Annotated in this window: 17 protein-coding genes; all 17 read right to left on the bottom strand. The window is 57.6% G+C overall.

The genetic code is table 11. The features are described from left to right. Positions 1 to 46: 46 nt before the first annotated feature. The 17 genes from T518_RS02515 to hisS all read right to left on the bottom strand — a co-directional run bounded on the left by T518_RS02515 (position 47) and on the right by hisS (position 17749). A complete protein-coding gene (locus tag T518_RS02515; protein ID WP_036374700.1) occupies positions 47 to 2077 on the bottom strand; it encodes a TonB-dependent receptor plug domain-containing protein in 2031 nt (676 codons plus the stop codon). A 47-nt stretch (positions 2078 to 2124) separates the two neighbouring features. Beyond that, positions 2125 to 2628, bottom strand: a complete 504-nt coding sequence (locus T518_RS02510; protein WP_036374696.1) for a flavodoxin family protein — start codon at positions 2626 to 2628, stop codon at positions 2125 to 2127. Between the two features lie 43 nt (positions 2629 to 2671). Next, positions 2672 to 3700 (bottom strand): TonB family protein, encoded by a 1029-nt coding sequence (locus T518_RS11330; protein WP_162177187.1) that lies wholly within the window; start codon positions 3698 to 3700, stop codon positions 2672 to 2674. 8 nt (positions 3701 to 3708) lie between these two features. Then, the gene (locus T518_RS02500) at positions 3709 to 4086 is read right to left on the bottom strand and encodes an ExbD/TolR family protein (RefSeq protein WP_248617138.1); all 378 of its coding nucleotides are present in this window, start codon (positions 4084 to 4086) and stop codon (positions 3709 to 3711) included. Positions 4087 to 4093: 7 nt separating this feature from the next. Continuing rightward, the gene (locus T518_RS02495; protein ID WP_036374691.1) at positions 4094 to 4768 is read right to left on the bottom strand and encodes a MotA/TolQ/ExbB proton channel family protein; all 675 of its coding nucleotides are present in this window, start codon (positions 4766 to 4768) and stop codon (positions 4094 to 4096) included. A 164-nt stretch (positions 4769 to 4932) separates the two neighbouring features. After that, on the bottom strand, positions 4933 to 6525 hold the full coding sequence (gene hutW / locus T518_RS02490; RefSeq protein WP_051652153.1) for a heme anaerobic degradation radical SAM methyltransferase ChuW/HutW: 1593 nt from the start codon (positions 6523 to 6525) through the stop codon (positions 4933 to 4935). 278 nt (positions 6526 to 6803) lie between these two features. Continuing rightward, the gene (gene bla, locus T518_RS02485) at positions 6804 to 7703 is read right to left on the bottom strand and encodes a class A beta-lactamase (protein ID WP_051652152.1); all 900 of its coding nucleotides are present in this window, start codon (positions 7701 to 7703) and stop codon (positions 6804 to 6806) included. A gap of 37 nt (positions 7704 to 7740) precedes the next feature. Continuing rightward, on the bottom strand, positions 7741 to 9108 hold the full coding sequence (locus T518_RS02480) for a nucleobase:cation symporter-2 family protein (RefSeq protein ID WP_036374688.1): 1368 nt from the start codon (positions 9106 to 9108) through the stop codon (positions 7741 to 7743). Positions 9109 to 9121: 13 nt separating this feature from the next. Beyond that, positions 9122 to 9700 carry a xanthine phosphoribosyltransferase gene (locus T518_RS02475; protein WP_036374685.1) on the bottom strand — a complete coding sequence of 193 codons (579 nt, stop codon included), beginning with the start codon at positions 9698 to 9700 and terminating at the stop codon, positions 9122 to 9124. A 67-nt stretch (positions 9701 to 9767) separates the two neighbouring features. Further along, a complete protein-coding gene (locus T518_RS02470) occupies positions 9768 to 10523 on the bottom strand; it encodes a 7-carboxy-7-deazaguanine synthase QueE (protein ID WP_036374683.1) in 756 nt (251 codons plus the stop codon). A gap of 2 nt (positions 10524 to 10525) precedes the next feature. Then, positions 10526 to 10903 (bottom strand): 6-carboxytetrahydropterin synthase QueD, encoded by a 378-nt coding sequence (gene queD / locus T518_RS02465; RefSeq protein WP_036374679.1) that lies wholly within the window; start codon positions 10901 to 10903, stop codon positions 10526 to 10528. Between the two features lie 52 nt (positions 10904 to 10955). Then, positions 10956 to 12203 carry a glycosyltransferase family 2 protein gene (locus T518_RS02460; RefSeq protein ID WP_051652173.1) on the bottom strand — a complete coding sequence of 416 codons (1248 nt, stop codon included), beginning with the start codon at positions 12201 to 12203 and terminating at the stop codon, positions 10956 to 10958. Between the two features lie 33 nt (positions 12204 to 12236). Further along, positions 12237 to 12947: a CDP-diacylglycerol--serine O-phosphatidyltransferase gene (gene pssA / locus T518_RS02455; protein WP_036374673.1), complete on the bottom strand. Its 711-nt coding sequence runs from the start codon at positions 12945 to 12947 to the stop codon at positions 12237 to 12239. After that, positions 12947 to 13585 carry a phosphatidylserine decarboxylase family protein gene (locus tag T518_RS02450; protein WP_036374671.1) on the bottom strand — a complete coding sequence of 213 codons (639 nt, stop codon included), beginning with the start codon at positions 13583 to 13585 and terminating at the stop codon, positions 12947 to 12949. The genes pssA and T518_RS02450 overlap by 1 nt, the downstream gene beginning before the upstream one ends. A gap of 182 nt (positions 13586 to 13767) precedes the next feature. Further along, positions 13768 to 14538: a WecB/TagA/CpsF family glycosyltransferase gene (locus T518_RS02445; RefSeq protein ID WP_051652151.1), complete on the bottom strand. Its 771-nt coding sequence runs from the start codon at positions 14536 to 14538 to the stop codon at positions 13768 to 13770. A 137-nt stretch (positions 14539 to 14675) separates the two neighbouring features. Then, positions 14676 to 16484, bottom strand: coding sequence for an aspartate--tRNA ligase (gene aspS, locus T518_RS02440; RefSeq protein WP_036374665.1), 1809 nt, complete (start codon positions 16482 to 16484; stop codon positions 14676 to 14678). Next, positions 16484 to 17749 (bottom strand): histidine--tRNA ligase, encoded by a 1266-nt coding sequence (gene hisS / locus T518_RS02435; protein WP_036374662.1) that lies wholly within the window; start codon positions 17747 to 17749, stop codon positions 16484 to 16486. The genes aspS and hisS overlap by 1 nt, the downstream gene beginning before the upstream one ends. Position 17750: the final 1 nt, after the last annotated feature.

The raw sequence follows: 17750 nt of genomic DNA, 5'->3' as shown, positions 1-17750 counted from the left end.
CCCCTCTCGCCTTCGCTGCTGTCAGCTTCTTAGACGCTAATTTTACTTAGAACGTATACTTCAAGCCGCCTCTCCAGACGCGTCCGTCGTTAAAGAGGTTGACGTTACGCTCATCGAAGATGTTGTCAACGCCGACGTAAGCGCTGAGACCGCTGTGGAATTTCTTGTTGATGACGAAGTTCGTCGTGGAAAGATGCGTGATGCCGCTGTCATTGCCGAGCTCGTAGCGGTAGTTGATGAGCCAGTCCTGCCAGAGTGTGGCGCTGAGGCCGGTCTTAGCCGTATCATCGTACGTCAGCATGAGTTTGGCGTTGTGGCGGGCACGGTTGGCAAGGCGTTCGTCCGTTTCGCTGTTGACGGCGTCGAGGAACGTGTAGGATGCACCGAGTGTGAGCTTGTCGCCTACGCGCTGTTTGGCCTCGGCCTCGATGCCCTGAATGACGGCATGTTCAACGTTGTAGTATTTATAGGAATAAAGATGCGTCGTCGGGCTGACTCCCTGATATTCGTAGTCAATCAAATCCTTGACGCGGTTGTGGAAGTAGGAAACCTTGCCGGACGTTCTGCCCTTCTCTGCCTCAAAGCCAAAGTCATAATCGATGGCCGTTTCGGGGCGCAGATTCGGGTTGCCCTGGATGTAGGCGTAGCTCGAATGCGTCCAGTCCATGTAGAGCTCGCTGGCCGTCGGGGCGCGGTAGGCACTGCCAAAGTTGGCCTTGAAGCGCGCATTTTTGCTGAAGTTGTACGTCGTGCCGATTTTGGCCGTGACTTTGCTGCCAAAGACATCATTATAATCCCAACGTACGGACGGAATCAGCAGCCAGTTGCGCTGCGGCGTATATTCATCCTGCAGATAGAGGGCTGCGTAACGCATGCTCGAATCGCTGGTCAGGCGCGTGGAATCGTAATCTTCCCAGCGGTATTTGCCGCCAAAGGTCAGAAGGTTCTTGTCGTCGGCCTGATAAGAGCGGCGGCCGTCAATCGTTGTCGACTTGAACGTCATGTCATCCGAGCTCGAGAGGTCCCCCGCTTTATGCAGCTTGCCCGTATAGCTCGTATAATAAATCTTCTGGTCCTTATCGAACTGCGTATGGTAAGCGCGAATCTCATAATCGCCGCGGCTGTCCTTGCCCTTATAGCCCACGCCCGTCGTCCAGCGTTCATGGTCGAAATCATTGCGGTAGCCGGCGCTCAGAACCGTGCGGTTGAAAGTCGGTGAACTGACAATGTGATTGGTAGTCGAAAGGGCCTTGAGGTCTTCCTTCATATAATCAAAAAAGATATCAAATTCCTTGTTTTTATCGATGGCATAACGTCCGTCGAGGTCGAAGAAATAACGCTTGCCGTACTGATTTGTCGTCTGCGTCAGCATCGTGTACGTGCTGGCAGGTCCCATGCTGATGACCTGAGCCGTCGAGCCAAGAGTCCCCCAGTTGCGCGTATCGCTGTAACGCGCATCCATATCAAAGGCCCATTTCCCCTGTTGGCCCGAAGCGGCATGGACATATCCGTCTTTTTCATGCGTCGTCCAGTCGCCGCCGACCGTGATTTCCGGTTTTTTGCTCTTTTTCGTGATAATATTGATGACACCGCCCATGGCATCCGAGCCGTAAAGGGCACTGGCCGCACCGCGGACAATTTCGATATGGTCGACGTCGGACATATTGACGCGGTTGAGCTCGTATTTATTGGCCGAGTCATTCGTATCTTCCGTGCGGACGCGGCGGCCATTGACAAGAATCAAAGTCTGGTTATTGTTCATGCCGCGCAGGCTGACGTTATTGCCCATGGCACTCTGCGTGATGTTGAGATCCGTGGCCGTCTTCAGGGCCTCTGTCAGGGTATTGGCGCCCGTGCGTTCGAGGTCCTTCTGCGTGATGACCTCGACGGCCGTCGGCGTCTGGCGAATTTCTTGCTCCGTGCGCGAAGCCGTAACGACGACATCCCTTGCCTTGATGGTGCCTGCGTCCGCGCTGTCTGCCGCGGCAGCCCTGCCCATATAAGCAGGACAGACAAGCGTGCTGAGCACGGCAGCGGCCAGCAGGGATTTCTTTTTCATGGCAATATTTTTCTTCATCTTACTTTCTCCATTTCTATATTTTGTAAAGGACCTTATTATGCTGTTCAAAGCTCTCGAACAAGCTTACTGAAATAATCACGGGCCGCGGCAAGGTCCTGCTCATCGGGATGCGTGGCACCTTCCTGAAAGAGTTTTGCCCAGGCAGGAGACATCGCGTGCGTATGGCCGGCCGGGAACTGCTTGAACATGGCTTCGGCGACTTTCTGGTCGACTTTTCCCTGACAGATAAACTTACCGACGACTTTACTGCCCTTGCCCACAAGAGCAGTGCCCGCTTCGAGGCAATGGGCAGCATGTTCGGAATCCGCCTTGGCGCCAAGCGTGGCAAAAATGGCCACGCGAACCTCTCTGAGGCTTTCGAGATAAGCCTTCATCTTGGCATCGGCCGTGCCGCGGTCGACCCAGAAGCCCGCGATGACGAGGTCAAAGTCGGCAGCTGCGGGCTTTTCTTCGACCGGCACGGCCGGAATCCCCAATTCCTCGCCGATGGCTTCGGCGACTTTTTTCGTATTGCCGGTACGGCTGGAATAAACGAGTAAGATTTTCATAAAAACCTCCTTCTCAAGATATCTGATGCATGATTTTCGATATCTATTCATTCAAATTGAAATAAATGGTTTCGACAATATGAATGCTGTGTCCGGCTCCATGCGGAAACGGACACGAGGCGCGCACGGCCTTCAGGGCACTCTGGTCGAGGCTGCTGATGCCGGATGACGAAGATATGCCGCAGCCCTCGAGTGCACCGTCGGCGGAAAGATCTGCCCAGATGGTCACGCTGCCTGTTTGGCCAAGGCGGACGGCAGAATACGGATATTCTTTATTGGCCTCGACGCGGGCGGCAAAACGCGAGGCGATGTCGGCGTCGCTTTCCGTACTGCCGGAGCCAGCAGAAGAATTCGGAGAATCGGAAGAACTGCCGGCAGCAGCTGCAGAGCCATTGTCACTGCGGCTGCTGTCCGCCGTGCTGGAAGGACCTGCCTCCTGTCCTTCTCTAGTGCCAGCCGCTGCGGACGGAGCCGTACTGCCCGCGGCTGAAGGAGCGGCCGGCCCTGTCTGCACCGGAACGCCGCCTTCCACATGCGCAGCCGTCGCCGGCGCCGAGTCAACGGGCAGCGGTGATGATGCTGCGGGCTTGGCCGTGTTGGCAGCTTTAGCAGGTTTCGGTACTTCTGCATTCTTGGCCGGTTTATTTTCTGCCTTAGCCGATTCTGCCTTTTTTGCAGGCTGCGCGGCCGGTGCCGGCTGACTTTGCTCAGGACTTTGCTGAGGTTCAGGAGATTCCGTGGGCTCAGGTGACGCAGGCTTCGGCGTTTCCTGCTGCTCAGATGATGAAGTATCCTGTTTTTGCTCCTCTGGTACAGCTTCTGGCGGCATCTCTGCCTCTGCTGTTTCCATGACGATTTCAGCCTCGGGCGGCTGTTCTTCGGACTGCACGGCATTATTATGAAGCACGAGTCCCAAAAGGATGAGTCCGATAAGGTGCAGCAGGCAGGAAAGAGGCAGCGGACGCAGCAGGAGCTTTTTGCGCCTCCTGCCGCTTTTTTCATCATTTCTGCACTTTGTCTTCCTAAGAAACATCTTCTTCATCCTATCCTTTACGTCTTTTACGCTGTTCATCCTATTCATCATTTCTTGGCCGCCAGACTGATGCGCGAGATGCCGGAGGTCTTGAGCTCATCCATGACTTCGATGAAATGGCCGTAGTCCACGTCCTCATCGGCGCGCAGGGAGACGGCGACTTCCGCCGAGCGCGATTCTTCCTGCAGATGCTGTTTGAGCGCGGCAAGGTCCATGCGGTCCGTGCCCAGATAAAGCGCGCCGTCTTTGGCTACTGTTACCTGAAAGCTCTTGACGATGTCCTGCTGCGCGCTGGCCGCCACGGGCAGATTGACGGGAATGCTCTGCTGATTCGTCATGTAGAGCGTGCTCATCATGAAAAAGACCAGCAGAAAGAAGATGATGTCAATCATCGGGATGATCATGATTTGCGGGCTGTGCTCCATTCTTGCATTACGCAGCTTCATGTTTGCATTTCCCCCGTTCCTGATGAATCTGCCCCCTATGCTCCTGACTCATCATTAAATCATCCATCAGGACGCCGCCGGTCTGCTCCATGTCCGTGACCATGATATCGAGGCGATAGCCAAACCAGCTGTGACCGAGCAGGGCGATGGTAGCCACGCCAAGGCCCGTGACCGTGGCAACAAGGGCCTCGCCAACGCCGCCGGTGATGGCCATCGGCGCGCCGCCGGACTGCAGGTTGAAGACACTGAACGACTGAATCATGCCGATGACCGTGCCCATGAGGCCGAGAATCGGCGCCAATGTAACGAGACATCCGAGAAGCGGCAGACCGCGTTTGAGCTTGGCCGCTTCGAGCTGTGCGGCACTTTCAATGGCAATCTCGACGCTGCGGCCATTTTCTGCCGCATGGCAGGCGGCTGCCGCTAAGCGGTTCAGGACACGGTGACTTTTGCCGTAGCGCACAGCAAGCTCCGAGACATCATAGACAGCGGCATCCTTGCGCCACTGCTGTATGAAAAAATGAAAACGCTGGCGCTTGCGGCGGTAATAACGTGCCCGCTCGATGATGATGCTGACGGCACCAATCGAAGCCAAAAGTAAGAGGTACATGACAAAACCACCGCGTCCAAACCAATGAGCCGCTGTTCCGAATAGATCCATTTTTATACTCCCTTCAAATGTTTAGGCATTTATGATACTCATTATCATTTATAAAAGCAAAAAAGAAATACAGACTTGTTTTGCCCATGGCACGAAAAAGCTTTTTCAGCAAAACAGAGTCTGTATGCAATTCTCTTCTATATTTTCTATATAAGCTGCTGACTTCAGGAACTTGCCTTGCTCAGCATGCGTTCGAGCATGGTCGGCGGCAGGCCGGCCAGCATGGTTTTCAAGGCGTCCTTCGAGGAACGCTTGAGCATCATGCGCACGGGCATCGGGATTTTTTTGACCATGGCACTGCGCTCTGCAAAAGTCGAGTCCGGCATCATCTCCGCAAGGCAGGCATCAAGAGCATCTTCGCTCTGCCCCTCCTCTGTCGGCGACGAAGCTGTATCTTCTGACTGACAGATGGCCTGCATGCATTCAATCAGGCTCTGCGTCAGGCTGATATACCAGAATTCACCGACCTTCGTCAGGCGGTAAATGCCAAGGTCTTCTGTCATCAGGCCGCGTTCCTTCCATAGCTCCAGCACTTCTTCGAGCTCTTCAAAGCGCGAATCTACAAGGCAGAGCTGACGGAAATCAACGAACCCCTTCTCGAGGTTGGCGATAACCGTATCGCTGATCATCTGCAGCTTCTGTTCGACCTGATGGGCCATCATCATGATGGGCTTTTGGCCGGCGCGGACCGCCTGACTGTAGGACTTCAGCCCGCGCTGCTGCATGAAGCTCAGGCCGCCGCAGTTGCCGCCGGCACCGCAGCCGAACGGATAAACGACAGCACCCGTCTTGGCCATGGTATTGTAGCGGCTGTGCTCTCTCTTATGGCGGCGCCAGTGACAGAGGCTCAGGCGTTCAATGCCCTCACCGAGCAGTAAGTCGCGTGCGGCCATGTAAAGGTCAGCCTGACCGGCAATATCCGCACAGGCTGGGATTCTCCCCGACTGCAGGGCCTTGTCGAGGTCGCCGCCAGGGAAAATGTTGAGCTGATAGAGATCCATGCCGTCAACATCCGTCGCCAGCAGCGTCTTGATATCTTCAAGCCAGAGTTCTTTTGTCTGACCCGGCAGTCCGTAGATGAGGTCGACGATGACCGTCACATCGTACGATTTCAGCAATTCAAGGCGACGCAGGACTTCTTCACGCGCATCGATGCGGCCGACACGGCGCCGCAGTGACGTATCAAAGGACTGCACGCCGAGCGAAATACGGTTGACGCCGTATTTGAGCCATGTTTCGATTTTTTCGGGTACGAGGTCGTGGATGCGGCCCTCAAGCGTCAGTTCGCAGTCAGCGGCCAGATGGAAGCATTCTTTGATGCCCTGCAGCAGTCTCGCCGCATTGGCCGGGGAAAGCGAGGTCGGCGTACCGCCGCCGATGAATACGCTGTCAATCACGGCCGTCTGCAGCTGCTTCTGCTGAGCATCGCGCTTCATCTCCGTCAGCAAATCATCGATGTACTCGTCCTCCACCGACTGACGGCTCGCATTCTGGAAAAAACTGCAGTAAAGGCATTTTGTCTGGCAGAACGGGATGTGGATGTAGACGGCATGCTGGCGTCTGGCATCGGCCGGCTCCGCCATGACTTTTGCCCAGGCTTCCTGCTGTGCGTCCTTCATGACAGGCGTGCCGAGCAGGCCCGCATGGACAACGCGTTTTGCCGCAAAGGCCTCGTGCAGGGCATCTTTTGTCTCCCTGCCCAGCAGGACTTCGCGTTTAGCAGGTTCGAGGTCTTCGAGATATTTTTTCAGAGACATGTTCTATCCTCCTTTATAGATTCTATTGACTATTGATTCTCATTTTTATATTTGATATTCATTATCATTAATGATAAGCATATTCTAGCATGCCAAATATACTCTGTCAATGAATATATTATGAACCATATTCACTTTTTGAAATTAAAATTCTCTGCGGCGCAAAAAAAGAGAGCTGAACGGCTGTCAGCTCTCGAAATATTATTTCCTTTTTATGGAAGTTTAATGGTACCTTTATTCCGCTTTTGATGGAAGTCATCGGGGCTATCACAAATATTTTATTTTACGCGTAACGATTTTACGATAATGCCCGCAGCCTCCGCCACCAGGGCATCGTCTGTTTTGGCATCGCGGTCTTTATGTGTCGTCAAAATCGCCAGTACGATGGGCTTTCTGTCCGGCGGATAGATGACGGCGATGTCATTGCGCGTGCCGTAGGCCCCGCTGCCGCTTTTATCCGCGACTTGCCAGCCCTCAGGGACGCCGGCGCGGATGAGATTGTCGCCGGTCGCATTGCCCTGCATCCAATCGAGCAGCAGGGCTTTTTTCTCGTCAGTCAGGACGTCGCCGAGCGCGTAGGCCTGCAGGTCGAGGGCGAGCTGACGCGGGGTGCTCGTATCCTTTTTGCCGTCCCGCGTATTAAGCTCCGGTTCCAGGCGCACGGGTCTCGTGGTCTTATCCCCGATTTCCTGCAGGCAGTCCTTAAAAACTTTCGGGCCGCCTAATTTCTGCATCATCAGGTTGGCCGCGGTATTGTCGCTGACGCGTATGGCTGCCTCGCAGAGACTGCCGAGGGTCATGCCTTCGCTGATGTGATTTTTCGTCACCGGCGCATAGGACAGGATGTCATCTGCGCTGTAGTGGATGACTTCGTTCAGGTCAGCTAGGGAAAAGTGCTGCAGGATGGCTCCGGCCAGCAAAGCCTTGTGCGTCGAGCAGTAGGAGAAGCGCTTGTCTTCATGATACGCGATGGTCCTACCCGTTTCGGTGTCGATGGCATACACGCCGACGACGGCTTGATACTGCTGCTCTAAGTCCTCAAGCTCATGAAGATAGGCCGGCTGCTCCGGGGATTCGGCCATGCCCATGCTGCAGGACAGGCAAAGACAGAACAGCACAAGCAGAACTATGTGACGAAACTTTTTGGCGATGCCGCTGTTTCTTTCTTTTGTACGCATCATCAATTCTCCATCTGATTAATTCAGGTAAGGTCTTTTATTTCTGTGCGGACTTGGAAAACAAAGGTTTTTCTTCGTCCGGGTCCGGCGCGTCGCGCAGGAACAGGTTTAATATGATGGCCGTGATGCTGCCAATCGTGATGCCGCTGTTGCAGAGGATCTGGACCCAGGTCGGGAACTTGCTGTAGAAGCTCGGCACGCCGATTGGGATCAGAGCGACGGCAACGCTGATGGCGACGACCATGATGTTGCCCTTCTTGTGCAGCTCTGCCTTTGAGAGGGCCTGGAAGCCGCTGGCGGCGACCATGCCGAACATCGCGAGGCCGGCGCCTCCTAAGACCATCGTCGGCACACTGGCGACGACGGCGGCCATCTTCGGAAAGAGGCCGAGGATCATGAGCATGACGCCGCAGACGGCGACGATGTAGCGGCTGCGCACGCCCGTCATGCCGATGAGACCGATGTTCTGGGCAAAGGCGGTGTACGGGAAGGTGTTGAAGATGCCGCCGAGTGCCGTGGAGAAGCCGTCGGCACGCAGCGCCTTCGTCAGCATGCTCTCGGTCATCGGCTTGTCGACAATCTCGGTGACCGCGACGATATCACCTGTCGTCTCGGCCATCGTCACGAGCATGACGAGCGTCATCGCGAGGCACGAGACCGGTTCAAAGACGGGATAGCCGAAGGCGAACGGCGTCGTGATGCCGAGCGCTGCCGCCTCCCCTACGGCGTGGAAATCGGCCATGCCGAACGCATCGGCAATCAGCGTGCCGATGACAAGGCCGAGAAGCACGCTGATCTGGCGCAAAAAGCCGCGGCAGACACGGTAGATGACGAGAATGATGGCGAGCACGACGGCGGCCATGAGGATGTGGGTCGGCTCACAGTAGTCGGGCGCAGACGGGTTTGCACCGGCAATCCAGTTGACGGCGACCGGCATCAGCGAGAGGCCGATGACCGTGATGACCGAACCCGTGACGACTGGCGGGAAGAAGCGCAGCATCTTGCTGAAGAAGTTGCTGATGACGAAACAGGCGACGCCGGCGAAGATGGCCGCGCCGTAGACGACCTGCAGGCCGGCCGCGCCGCCGCCGTGCGTGTTGGCGATGATGATCATCGGCGTAACGGCGGTGAAGGTGCAGCCTTGGACGATCGGCAGCTTGGAGCCGATATAGTCACGAATGCTCAGCGACTGGACGAGCGTCGCGATGCCGCAGGTGAAGAGGTCGGCATTGATGAGGTAGATGAGCTCTTCCGTACTGAGATGAACCGCCCCCGCGAGGACGAGCGGCACGGCCACAGCACCCGCGTACATGGCGAGGACGTGCTGGAAGGCGTAGACGAGCGTCCTGCCCCACGGCAGCTTCTGGTCGACGGGATGGACAGCGGCGGTAGCAGTTGTAGTCACGATGGCCGCCCCCTCAGTCCTCTGCCGTGAAGCGAATCGTGCCGCCTTCGAGCGAGGCGATGCTCGCGAGCGCTTCGAGGTGGTATCCCTTGTCAAGCAGGCGCTGGTGGCCGGGCTGGAAGGCTTTCTCGATGGCGATGCCGATGCCGGCGACCTTCGAGCCGGCTTCCTCGACGAGCTTCGCGAGGCCGAGTGCCGCCTCGCCGTTGGCGAGGAAATCATCGATGATCAGGACATTCTCGCCGGCTGGCAGGAACTTCTGCAGCACGAGGATGTCGGAGTACTCCTTTTTGGTGTACGAGAAGACGCGATGCGTGTAGATGGGCTCGTTAATGAGAGCCGACTTCTTCTTGCGCGCGAAGACGAGCGGCACGTGGAGCGTAAGCGCCGTCATGACGCCGATGGCGATGCCCGAGGCCTCGACAGTCAGGACGCGGTCGATACCCGCATCCTTGAAGAGGCGCGCGAACTCCTCGCCCATCGCCTGCGAGAGTTCCGGGTCAATCTGGTGATTGAGGAACGAGTCGACCTTGAGCACATTGCCCGGCAGCACGATGCCGTCCTTCTTGATTCTCTCTTCCAACAGTTTCATGTCTGATTCTCCCTTAGCAAACAAAACAGAAAAATGCGGCTATCTCAATCCTCAGCCCACAAGATGGTCAGAGCTGCCCGATCATCTTGTGGGTCTGCGGGATGACGCGGACATCCCTGAGGTGCTTGAGCGCATACGACTGACAGGCGAGGATCTTCTCGGGGCTCGCCGCCTCACAGCCGCCGTACGGCGTGACGGGCTGGATGATGAAGAGCGCGTCAGGAGCCTCCTTTTCGAGCAGGGCGACGCTCTTCTTGAACTCCTTGTCGGTCGTCTCAGCCGAGACGACGAGCTTGACGTAGAGGTCCTTCGTGCGCGCGAGCTCGAGGAAGCGCGCATGCGCCTCCCACTGTGGCTTTGTCACGATGCTCGGCAGCTTGATGTCCATGCTGATGATGTCGGTGATGTCGAGGATGGAGGCGAGCTCGCGGTAGAGCGTGCCGTTCGTCTCGAGGAAGACCTTCGGCCGCTGGCCGAGCGCGTGCAGCGCTTCTACGACCGCGCGGATGAAGGCGGCGTGCAGCAGCGGCTCGCCGCCGGTGAAGCTCACGGCCTCGTGCGGGACTTCCTGCAGGAGATTGGCGATGACAGCGGCCGTCTCAGAGGCGGTCATCGGATTCTTGATGGTCTCGAAGGTACGCGAACCAGCAGCCGTCTCGACCTGGCAGACGGGATGAGAGCCAGGCTTGTTCTCTGTGTCACAGTAGCTGCAGTCGAGATTGCAGCCCTCGAGGCGCACAAAGACCTGGCGGCAGCCGACGTACTTGCCCTCCCCCTGTATCGAGGAGAATATCTCGATGAGGTTCTCGTTGTTTGCGTTCATCGTCAGTCCCTCGTGTAGGTGACAGACGACGTCGGCGTCTCGTAGACTGTGATGGCTGCGAGATGGCTGTCGCGCACGAAGACAGGGCTCTTTTCAAGCTCCTCGAAGATGATGCGCGCGAGGTTCTCTGCCGTCGGGTTGACGCCCGTCGAGAACGGCTCGAGCTCGTTGAGGAAGCGGTGGTCAAAGCGGTCGAGCGCAGCCTTGAGCGCGCCCTTGATGGCCTTGAAATCGACGAGCATGCCGAGCTCGTCGAGCTCCGTTCCCTTGACGAGCGCCTCGACCTTCCAGTTGTGGCCGTGCAGGCGGTCGCACTTGCCCGGGTAGTTGACGACGCGGTGTGCCGCTTCAAAGGCACCTTCGACTTTGAGTGTGTACATGATTGACTCCTCCTAAAAACAAACCTCCCTGCATAGAGAGGGAGGTGATTCTTTACTTCTTGAGTGACTTCTCAATCGACTTCGTGTTCTTGACGTTGCCGACGATGTCGTTCATGCTCATGGCGCGCGTGTGCTGCGTGTGGCTCCACTCGTGCTCATTGCGGTGGATGAAGCCGAGGAAGATGATCGGGATCCACGAGTAGATGAAGACCGGATACAGCAGCATGTAGAGCCAGGACTTCCACTTCGCGCGGATCTTGATCAGGATGATCATCGGCAGGATGTACTGGCCGAGCATGATGGCCGTCATGAGCTGGGACGGCATGAAGTTGTAGATATTCGTGTAGAACGGCGGGAAGGCGAGCTGGATGTAGCTGATGACGATGAAGATCGTCGAGATCATCAGGAAGTGCGGCTGCATGAGGTAGATGCACTCATCCCACATGCGGATGTCCTTGTGCTTCCAGCCGGCCTTGAGCATCTTCGGGATGAAGCGGTTGCCGACGTCGAACTGGCCCTGTGCCCAGCGGCGGCGCTGGTTCCACGACTGCTTGAACGTCAGCGGCTTCTCGTCGTAGATGATGGCGTCGTGTGCCCAGCTCGTCTTGATGCCCTCGGCCATGCACTTCATCGTGAACTCCATGTCCTCTGTCAGGCAGGTCGCCTGCCAGCCGTGCTTCTTGAGGATCTCCGAAGCAAAGCACATGCCCGTGCCGCCGAGGCAGGCCGAGAGGCCGATGTTCGACTTCGCGAGGTGCGAGATGTAGCAGATGACCCAGAACGCGATGGCAAACGTGCCCGAGACCCACGTGTCGTACGGATTCTTCGCGTCCATGTAGCCCTGGATGACCTTGTCGCCCTTGCAGAGGCGGTTGTTCATCTCCATGAGGAACTGCGGGTGTACGAGGTTGTCGGCATCGAAGACGCAGACGGCATCGTACTGCTTGTCCATCTTGAACAGGCGGTCGAACATCCACTGGAGCGCATAGCCCTTGCTCTTCTTCGTCGGATGCGTGCGCACGTGGACGAGCGCCCCTGCCTCCTCGGCAATCTCTGCCGTGTTGTCCGTGCAGTTGTCGGCGATGACGTAGATGTCATACATGTCCTTCGGATAGTTGAGCTGCTTGAGGTTCTCGACGAGCTGGCCGATGACGGCGTGCTCGTTGTGTGCCGCGACGACGAGTGCAAACGTCTTGCGCGGCGTCTTGATCTTGACCTCTTTCTTGCGCCACATGCCGCAGAAGCCGATGACGAAGAAATAGAGCGTGAAGAGGAAGATCAGGATCTGCATTGGCACCATGATGATGTCAAAAGGATGTGTGAACAAAAACAATCAGCCTTTCTTTGCAAAACTTGCCAGCAGAGAATTGACGATGCCCAGGACCGCATACGTCGAGAACAGAGCGACAGCGAGAGCCGCTAAGAGCGATGCGTGGCCGAGCCAGAGGATGGCGAGGAACATGACGAGTGCGACAATCTTCGAGATGAGGTAGATGGGCTCTGCCCCATCGCCCTTGAAGTTCGGATAGTGGACGTGGCTGACCATGAGCCAGCCGACGAAGGCCATGACGATGGGATACGCGATGCCAAAAGCCATCGGATCGACGCCGAGCTCGACGAAGAGCAGCGTCGTCATCGCGACGATGTTGCCGCCTGCCGGGATGGCGAGGCCCATGAAGTAGCCGTGCACGACCGAGGCGTTGACGTTGAAGCGCGCGAGGCGCCACATGCCGCAGATCGCGAAGAAGATCGCGACGACGACACCGAGGAAGCCGTGGTTATGCAGCACAAAGGCCCAGGCGAGGAAGGCCGGCGCGATGCCGAAGGAGCCGAGGTCGCAGAGCGAGTCCATCTCCTTGCCCATCTCGCTGGCCACGCCGAAGAAGCGGGCTGTGCGGCCGTCAAGGCCATCCGCGACGAGCGCGAGCAGAATAAAGATCGAACCCCAGACGAGGTTCCCACTGTACGTGGAAAGGATCGAACACATGCCGAAGACGAGGTTCGATGAGGTACACATATTCGGTATTAACCTGCGATAGTCCATCAGTCTTTCATCCTCCCGATAATGGTTTTGCCACCCGTGACCTTCTGCCCCTTCTTGACCGTCACAGCGACGTCCTGCGGCATGACGACCTCGAGGCACGAGCCGAACTTGATCATGCCGTAGAGCTCTCCCTGCTCGAGCTTGTCGTCGAGCGTGACGTAAGAGACGATACGGCGGGCCAGGATGCCTGCGATCTGCTTGACCGTGATGCGCAGGCGGCCGTTCTCGATGCCGAGCAGGTGGTGTTCGTTCTCGAAGCCGACCGTGTCCTTGTAGGCGGGACGGAAGCGGCCGCAGTAGTACTTCTGCAGCTTGATCTCACCCTCGATCGGGCTGCGGTTGACGTGCACGTTGAAGACCGACATGAAGATGACAATCTTGTTGCACGGCTCCTTGATGAAGCCGTCCTCATCCGTCTCGAGCGGCACGATGTCCGTGACTGTCCCGTCAGCCGGCGAGAGCACGACAGACGAGTCCTGCTCGATGTGGCGCTTCGGGTTGCGGAAGAAGTAGCAGAAATAGAGCATGAGGACGAATGGCACGACGGCGGCCAGCGGATGCAGCGACCAGCCGAAGAGCAGTGTCAGCACGAAGCATCCCCCGATGAACGGGTATCCCTCTGAAATAATCGGAGTCAAACCTCCACCTCCTGATCGATTTGATATGTCTCCATGCAGATAGCCCTCTGCATAAGGAGCAGGCCAGTTTCGCCACTGGCCTGCCTGCTAATTTACAATTATAGCGGATTGCCCTGCCTTTGTCCATACGAGATGGCCATTCCGGCGCTCCCGCCTGTGACTTTTCTGAAAGGCGGCGGTCATCACTTCTTGGCGTGATGCACCTTGAGTACGAACTTCGGCAGCGCCATGAGGCGACCGGCGCGCTTCGGCTGCAGCATGCCGCGGAAGAGCCACTCGAGCTTGGCCTTCTGCATCCAACGCGGCGCGCGCTTCATGACGCCGGCCATGACGTCGAGCGTGCCGCCGACGCCGATGGAGACGGGCACGCCGAGTTCGTCCTTGTGGGCGTAGAGCCACTTCTCCTGTTTCGGTACGCCGAGCGCCGCGAGCAAGAGGTCCGGCTTCGCCTTGCGGATCTCCTCGATGATGCCCGGCTCGTCCTTCTCCGAGAAGAAGCCGTTGCGCGTGCCGACAATCTCGATGCCCGGGTAGAGCGACTCGGCCTTCTTCTTGGCGAGTTCCGCTACGCCCGGTGCCGAGCCGAAGAAGAAGATGCGGCGCTTCTTCTCCGGAGCGCGGCGCATGAGCTCCTGTGCGAGGTCGTAGCCAGCGACGCGTTCCGGCATCTCGTGTCCGAGGTGATGCGCAGCCCAGACCGTGCCCGCACCGTCCGGTACGACGAGTGCGGCATTGTTGAGGATCTTCATGAGCTCATGGTCGTGCGTCGCGCGCATGATCATCTCGGCATTGGCCGTGGCGACGAGCACGCCGCACATCTCATCCATATACGTCTCCACTTGGGCGACGGCTTCCTCCATCGTAACGGGGTCCACCTTGACCCCGAGGATATCAATCTTCTTCGGCACTTCGTTACCCTCCCATAAACAAAGCCGCAGACTGCGGCCCTTCATGATATACGTTAGATTCTATCATAAATCGGTCCAAGATGCAAAACGATGCAACGGCGCAAAAATCCCGGGCACCAGTAAAGTGCCCGGGATCTCACAGTGGTCCCTGATGCGCTGGAGCTCTAACGAGGTCCAGGCATTCAGTTCTCTTCTTTTTTCTCTTTCTTCTTGACGGCCGTGCGGATGGAGAGCTCGCGGAGCTGCTTCTCGTCAACCGGCGACGGAGCGTTCGACATGACGTCGCGTGCACTCTGCGTCTTCGGGAAGGCGATGACGTCGCGGATCGACGGGCGTTTGGCCATGAGCATGACCAGACGGTCGAGGCCGAAAGCGAGACCGCCATGTGGCGGCGTGCCGTACTGGAAGGCATCCATCATGAAGCCGAACTTCGTATGAGCCTGCTCCGGCGTGAGGCCGAGGGACTCGAATACCTTCTCCTGCAGGTCAGCGTTGTAGATACGCAGCGAACCACCGCCGATTTCGACGCCGTTGAGGACCATGTCGTAGGCATTGGCCTTGACCTCGCCCATGCGGTCCGTGTTCAGCAGAGGAATATCCTCGTCGCGCGGAGCCGTGAACGGATGGTGCATGGCTTTGAAGCGGTGCTCTTCATCGCTCCACTCGTACATCGGGAAGTCGACAACCCAGAGGAAGCGGAGCTTGTCCGGATCGATGAGGCCTCGTTCCTTGCCCATCTCGAGGCGCAGCTGGCCGAGGGCCGTATCGACGACGAGGCGCTTGTCGGCAACGACGAGCAGCAGGTCGCCCGTCTTGGCGCCCGTAGCTTCGGCGATCTTGGCGAACGTCTCATCATCATAGAACTTCTTGAACGGGCTCTTGATGCCGTCTGCCGTGTACTGAATCCAGGCAAGGCCTTTGGCACCGTAGACCTGAACGAACTTGACGAGGTCGTCGAGGCGGCGGCGCGGGATGTCGGCATAGCCGTCAACCTTGATGCACTTGACCATGCCGCCATTTTCGATGACGGAGTTGAAGACCTTGAAGCTCGAGCCCTTGACGTACTCGGAGATATCCATGAGCGGCATGTCGAAGCGGAGATCCGGTTTATCGGAGCCGTACTTATCCATGGCCGTATCCCACTCCATGCGCTCGAACGGCGTCGGGACGTCCGCGCCGATGGCCTTCTTGAAGAGTTCCTTGATCATGCCTTCCATGAGCGTCAGGATGTCGTCCTGGCTCATGAAGCTCATCTCGATATCGAGCTGTGTGAATTCCGGCTGGCGGTCAGCGCGCAGGTCTTCATCGCGGAAGCAGCGGACGATCTGGAAGTACTTCTCGAAGCCGGCGACCTGCAGGATCTGCTTGAAGATCTGCGGGGACTGCGGCAGGGCGTAGAACTCACCCGGATTGACGCGGCTCGGGACGAGGAAGTCGCGGGCGCCCTCAGGCGTGCTCTTGCAGAGCATCGGCGTCTCGATCTCGAGGAAGCCGTTGCGGTCGAAGAAGTCGCGCATGATCTTCGTCACGCGGTGACGCAGGATGATGTTCTTCTGCATCTCCGGACGGCGCAGGTCGAGATAACGGTACTTGAGGCGGACCATCTCGTCCACATCAACGCCGTCCTGGATGTAGAACGGCGGCGTCTTCGACGTATTGAGGATGCGCAGCTCAGCGCAGACAACCTCAACTTCACCCGTATCGATGTTCGGGTTGATCGTCTCTTCGCTGCGCGCACGGATCTTGCCGCGTACGGCAATGCAGAATTCGTTGCGCAGGGACTCTGCCTTGTGGAACGTTCCTTCGTTCATGGCAGCTTCATCGAAGACGATCTGCACGAAACCGGAACGGTCGCGCATGTCGACGAAGATCAGTCCGCCGTGGTCACGACGGCGGGAGACCCAGCCGCAGAGTACGACTTCCTGGCCGACGTCCGTCTTGCGAAGGGCACCGCAATGATGGGTGCGCTTCATACCTTGTAATGTTTCCATTAACCTTTCACCTCAGCACATAGCTTTTCTATAATTGCATCAAAAGAAACCTTCTGCTGCTCACTCTTTTCCATATCCTTGAGCATGACACAGGATTCTTTGACTTCATCTTCACCGATGATCAGCGCAAAGCGGGCATGCGCCTTGTTTGCCTGTTTCATCTGGGCCTTCATACTGCGGCCCGCGTAGTCCATCGAAGCCTTGAGGCCGGCGCGGCGCAGCTTCGTCAGGAGCGTGAAGGCCGGGGCCTTGGCCGCCTCACCGAGTGCGACGACAAAGGCATCTGTCTTCTTCTCCTGCTCCGGGATGAGGCCCTGCTTCTCGAGGGCTAAGAGCACGCGCTCGAGGCCCGTCGCAAAGCCGACAGCCGGTGTCGGCTTGCCGCCGATCTCCTCGATGAGACCGTCATAGCGTCCGCCGCCTGCCACAGCGCTCTGGGCGCCGAGCGGCGCGTACTTGATCTCGAAGGCCGTCTTCGTGTAGTAGTCGAGGCCGCGCACGAGACGCGGGTCGAGCTCAAATTCAATGCCGGCATTCGTCAGGTAGCTCTGGACCTTCTCGAAGTGCTCGCGGCACTCGTCGCAGAGGCAGTCCGTGATCTTCGGCGCATCGGCCATGTAAGGCTTGTCGGCATCGACCTTGCAGTCGAGGATGCGCAGCGGGCTGCGCTCGAAGCGATCCTGGCAGTCCTCGCAGAGGTCATCGAGCTTGTCGAGGAAGTAGTCCTGCAGGACCTTGCGGTAGACAGGACGGCACTTCGGGCAGCCGACCGAGTTGAGGCTGAGCTTCAGGTCCTTGAGTCCGAGCGACTGCAGGAAGTCGACGGCCAGCATGATGATCTCAGCATCGGCCATCGGGTTCTCCTCGCCGAGCGACTCGACGCCGAACTGATGGAATTCGCGCATGCGGCCGGCCTGCGGGCGGTCGTAGCGGAACATCGAACCGATGTAGAAGAGCTTGACGAGCGAGGAGTCGCCGTAGAGCTTGTTCTGCAGGTAAGCGCGCACGACTGACGCCGTGTTCTCCGGGCGCAGCGTGATGCTGCGTCCGCCGCGATCCTCGAACGTGTACATCTCCTTGTCAACGACATCGGTGCCTTCGCCGATACCGCGATGGAAGAGCTCCGTGTGCTCGAAGAGCGGCGTGCGGATTTCTTCAAATCCGTAACGGCCGCAGATCTCGCGAATCTTCCCTTCGATGTAGTTCCATTCGCCGACGGTGTCGGGCAGGATGTCTTTTGTTCCCCGAGGGGCATTGGTGAGCATG

It is taken from the genome of Mitsuokella jalaludinii DSM 13811, from assembly GCF_000702905.1.
In the GTDB taxonomy this organism is placed as follows: domain Bacteria; phylum Bacillota; class Negativicutes; order Selenomonadales; family Selenomonadaceae; genus Mitsuokella; species Mitsuokella jalaludinii.
The sequence above is the reverse complement of the archived record's forward strand: the minus strand, read 5'-3'. Positions and strand labels throughout refer to the sequence as shown.

Bases quoted from the DNA above. Each gene is read 5' to 3' on its own strand.
- T518_RS02515 (WP_036374700.1), bottom strand. From the start codon at position 2,077: ATGAAGAAAAATATTGCCATGAAAAAGAAATCCCTGCTGGCCGCTGCC.
- T518_RS02510 (WP_036374696.1), bottom strand. From the start codon at position 2,628: ATGAAAATCTTACTCGTTTATTCCAGCCGTACCGGCAATACGAAAAAA.
- T518_RS11330 (WP_162177187.1), bottom strand. From the start codon at position 3,700: ATGAACAGCGTAAAAGACGTAAAGGATAGGATGAAGAAGATGTTTCTT.
- T518_RS02500 (WP_248617138.1), bottom strand. From the start codon at position 4,086: ATGGAGCACAGCCCGCAAATCATGATCATCCCGATGATTGACATCATC.
- T518_RS02495 (WP_036374691.1), bottom strand. From the start codon at position 4,768: ATGGATCTATTCGGAACAGCGGCTCATTGGTTTGGACGCGGTGGTTTT.
- hutW (WP_051652153.1), bottom strand. From the start codon at position 6,525: ATGTCTCTGAAAAAATATCTCGAAGACCTCGAACCTGCTAAACGCGAA.
- bla (WP_051652152.1), bottom strand. From the start codon at position 7,703: ATGCGTACAAAAGAAAGAAACAGCGGCATCGCCAAAAAGTTTCGTCAC.
- T518_RS02475 (WP_036374685.1), bottom strand. From the start codon at position 9,700: ATGAAACTGTTGGAAGAGAGAATCAAGAAGGACGGCATCGTGCTGCCG.
- T518_RS02470 (WP_036374683.1), bottom strand. From the start codon at position 10,523: ATGAACGCAAACAACGAGAACCTCATCGAGATATTCTCCTCGATACAG.
- queD (WP_036374679.1), bottom strand. From the start codon at position 10,903: ATGTACACACTCAAAGTCGAAGGTGCCTTTGAAGCGGCACACCGCGTC.
- T518_RS02460 (WP_051652173.1), bottom strand. From the start codon at position 12,203: ATGGTGCCAATGCAGATCCTGATCTTCCTCTTCACGCTCTATTTCTTC.
- pssA (WP_036374673.1), bottom strand. From the start codon at position 12,947: ATGGACTATCGCAGGTTAATACCGAATATGTGTACCTCATCGAACCTC.
- T518_RS02445 (WP_051652151.1), bottom strand. From the start codon at position 14,538: ATGAAGGGCCGCAGTCTGCGGCTTTGTTTATGGGAGGGTAACGAAGTG.
- aspS (WP_036374665.1), bottom strand. From the start codon at position 16,484: ATGGAAACATTACAAGGTATGAAGCGCACCCATCATTGCGGTGCCCTT.
- hisS (WP_036374662.1), bottom strand. From the start codon at position 17,749: ATGCTCACCAATGCCCCTCGGGGAACAAAAGACATCCTGCCCGACACC.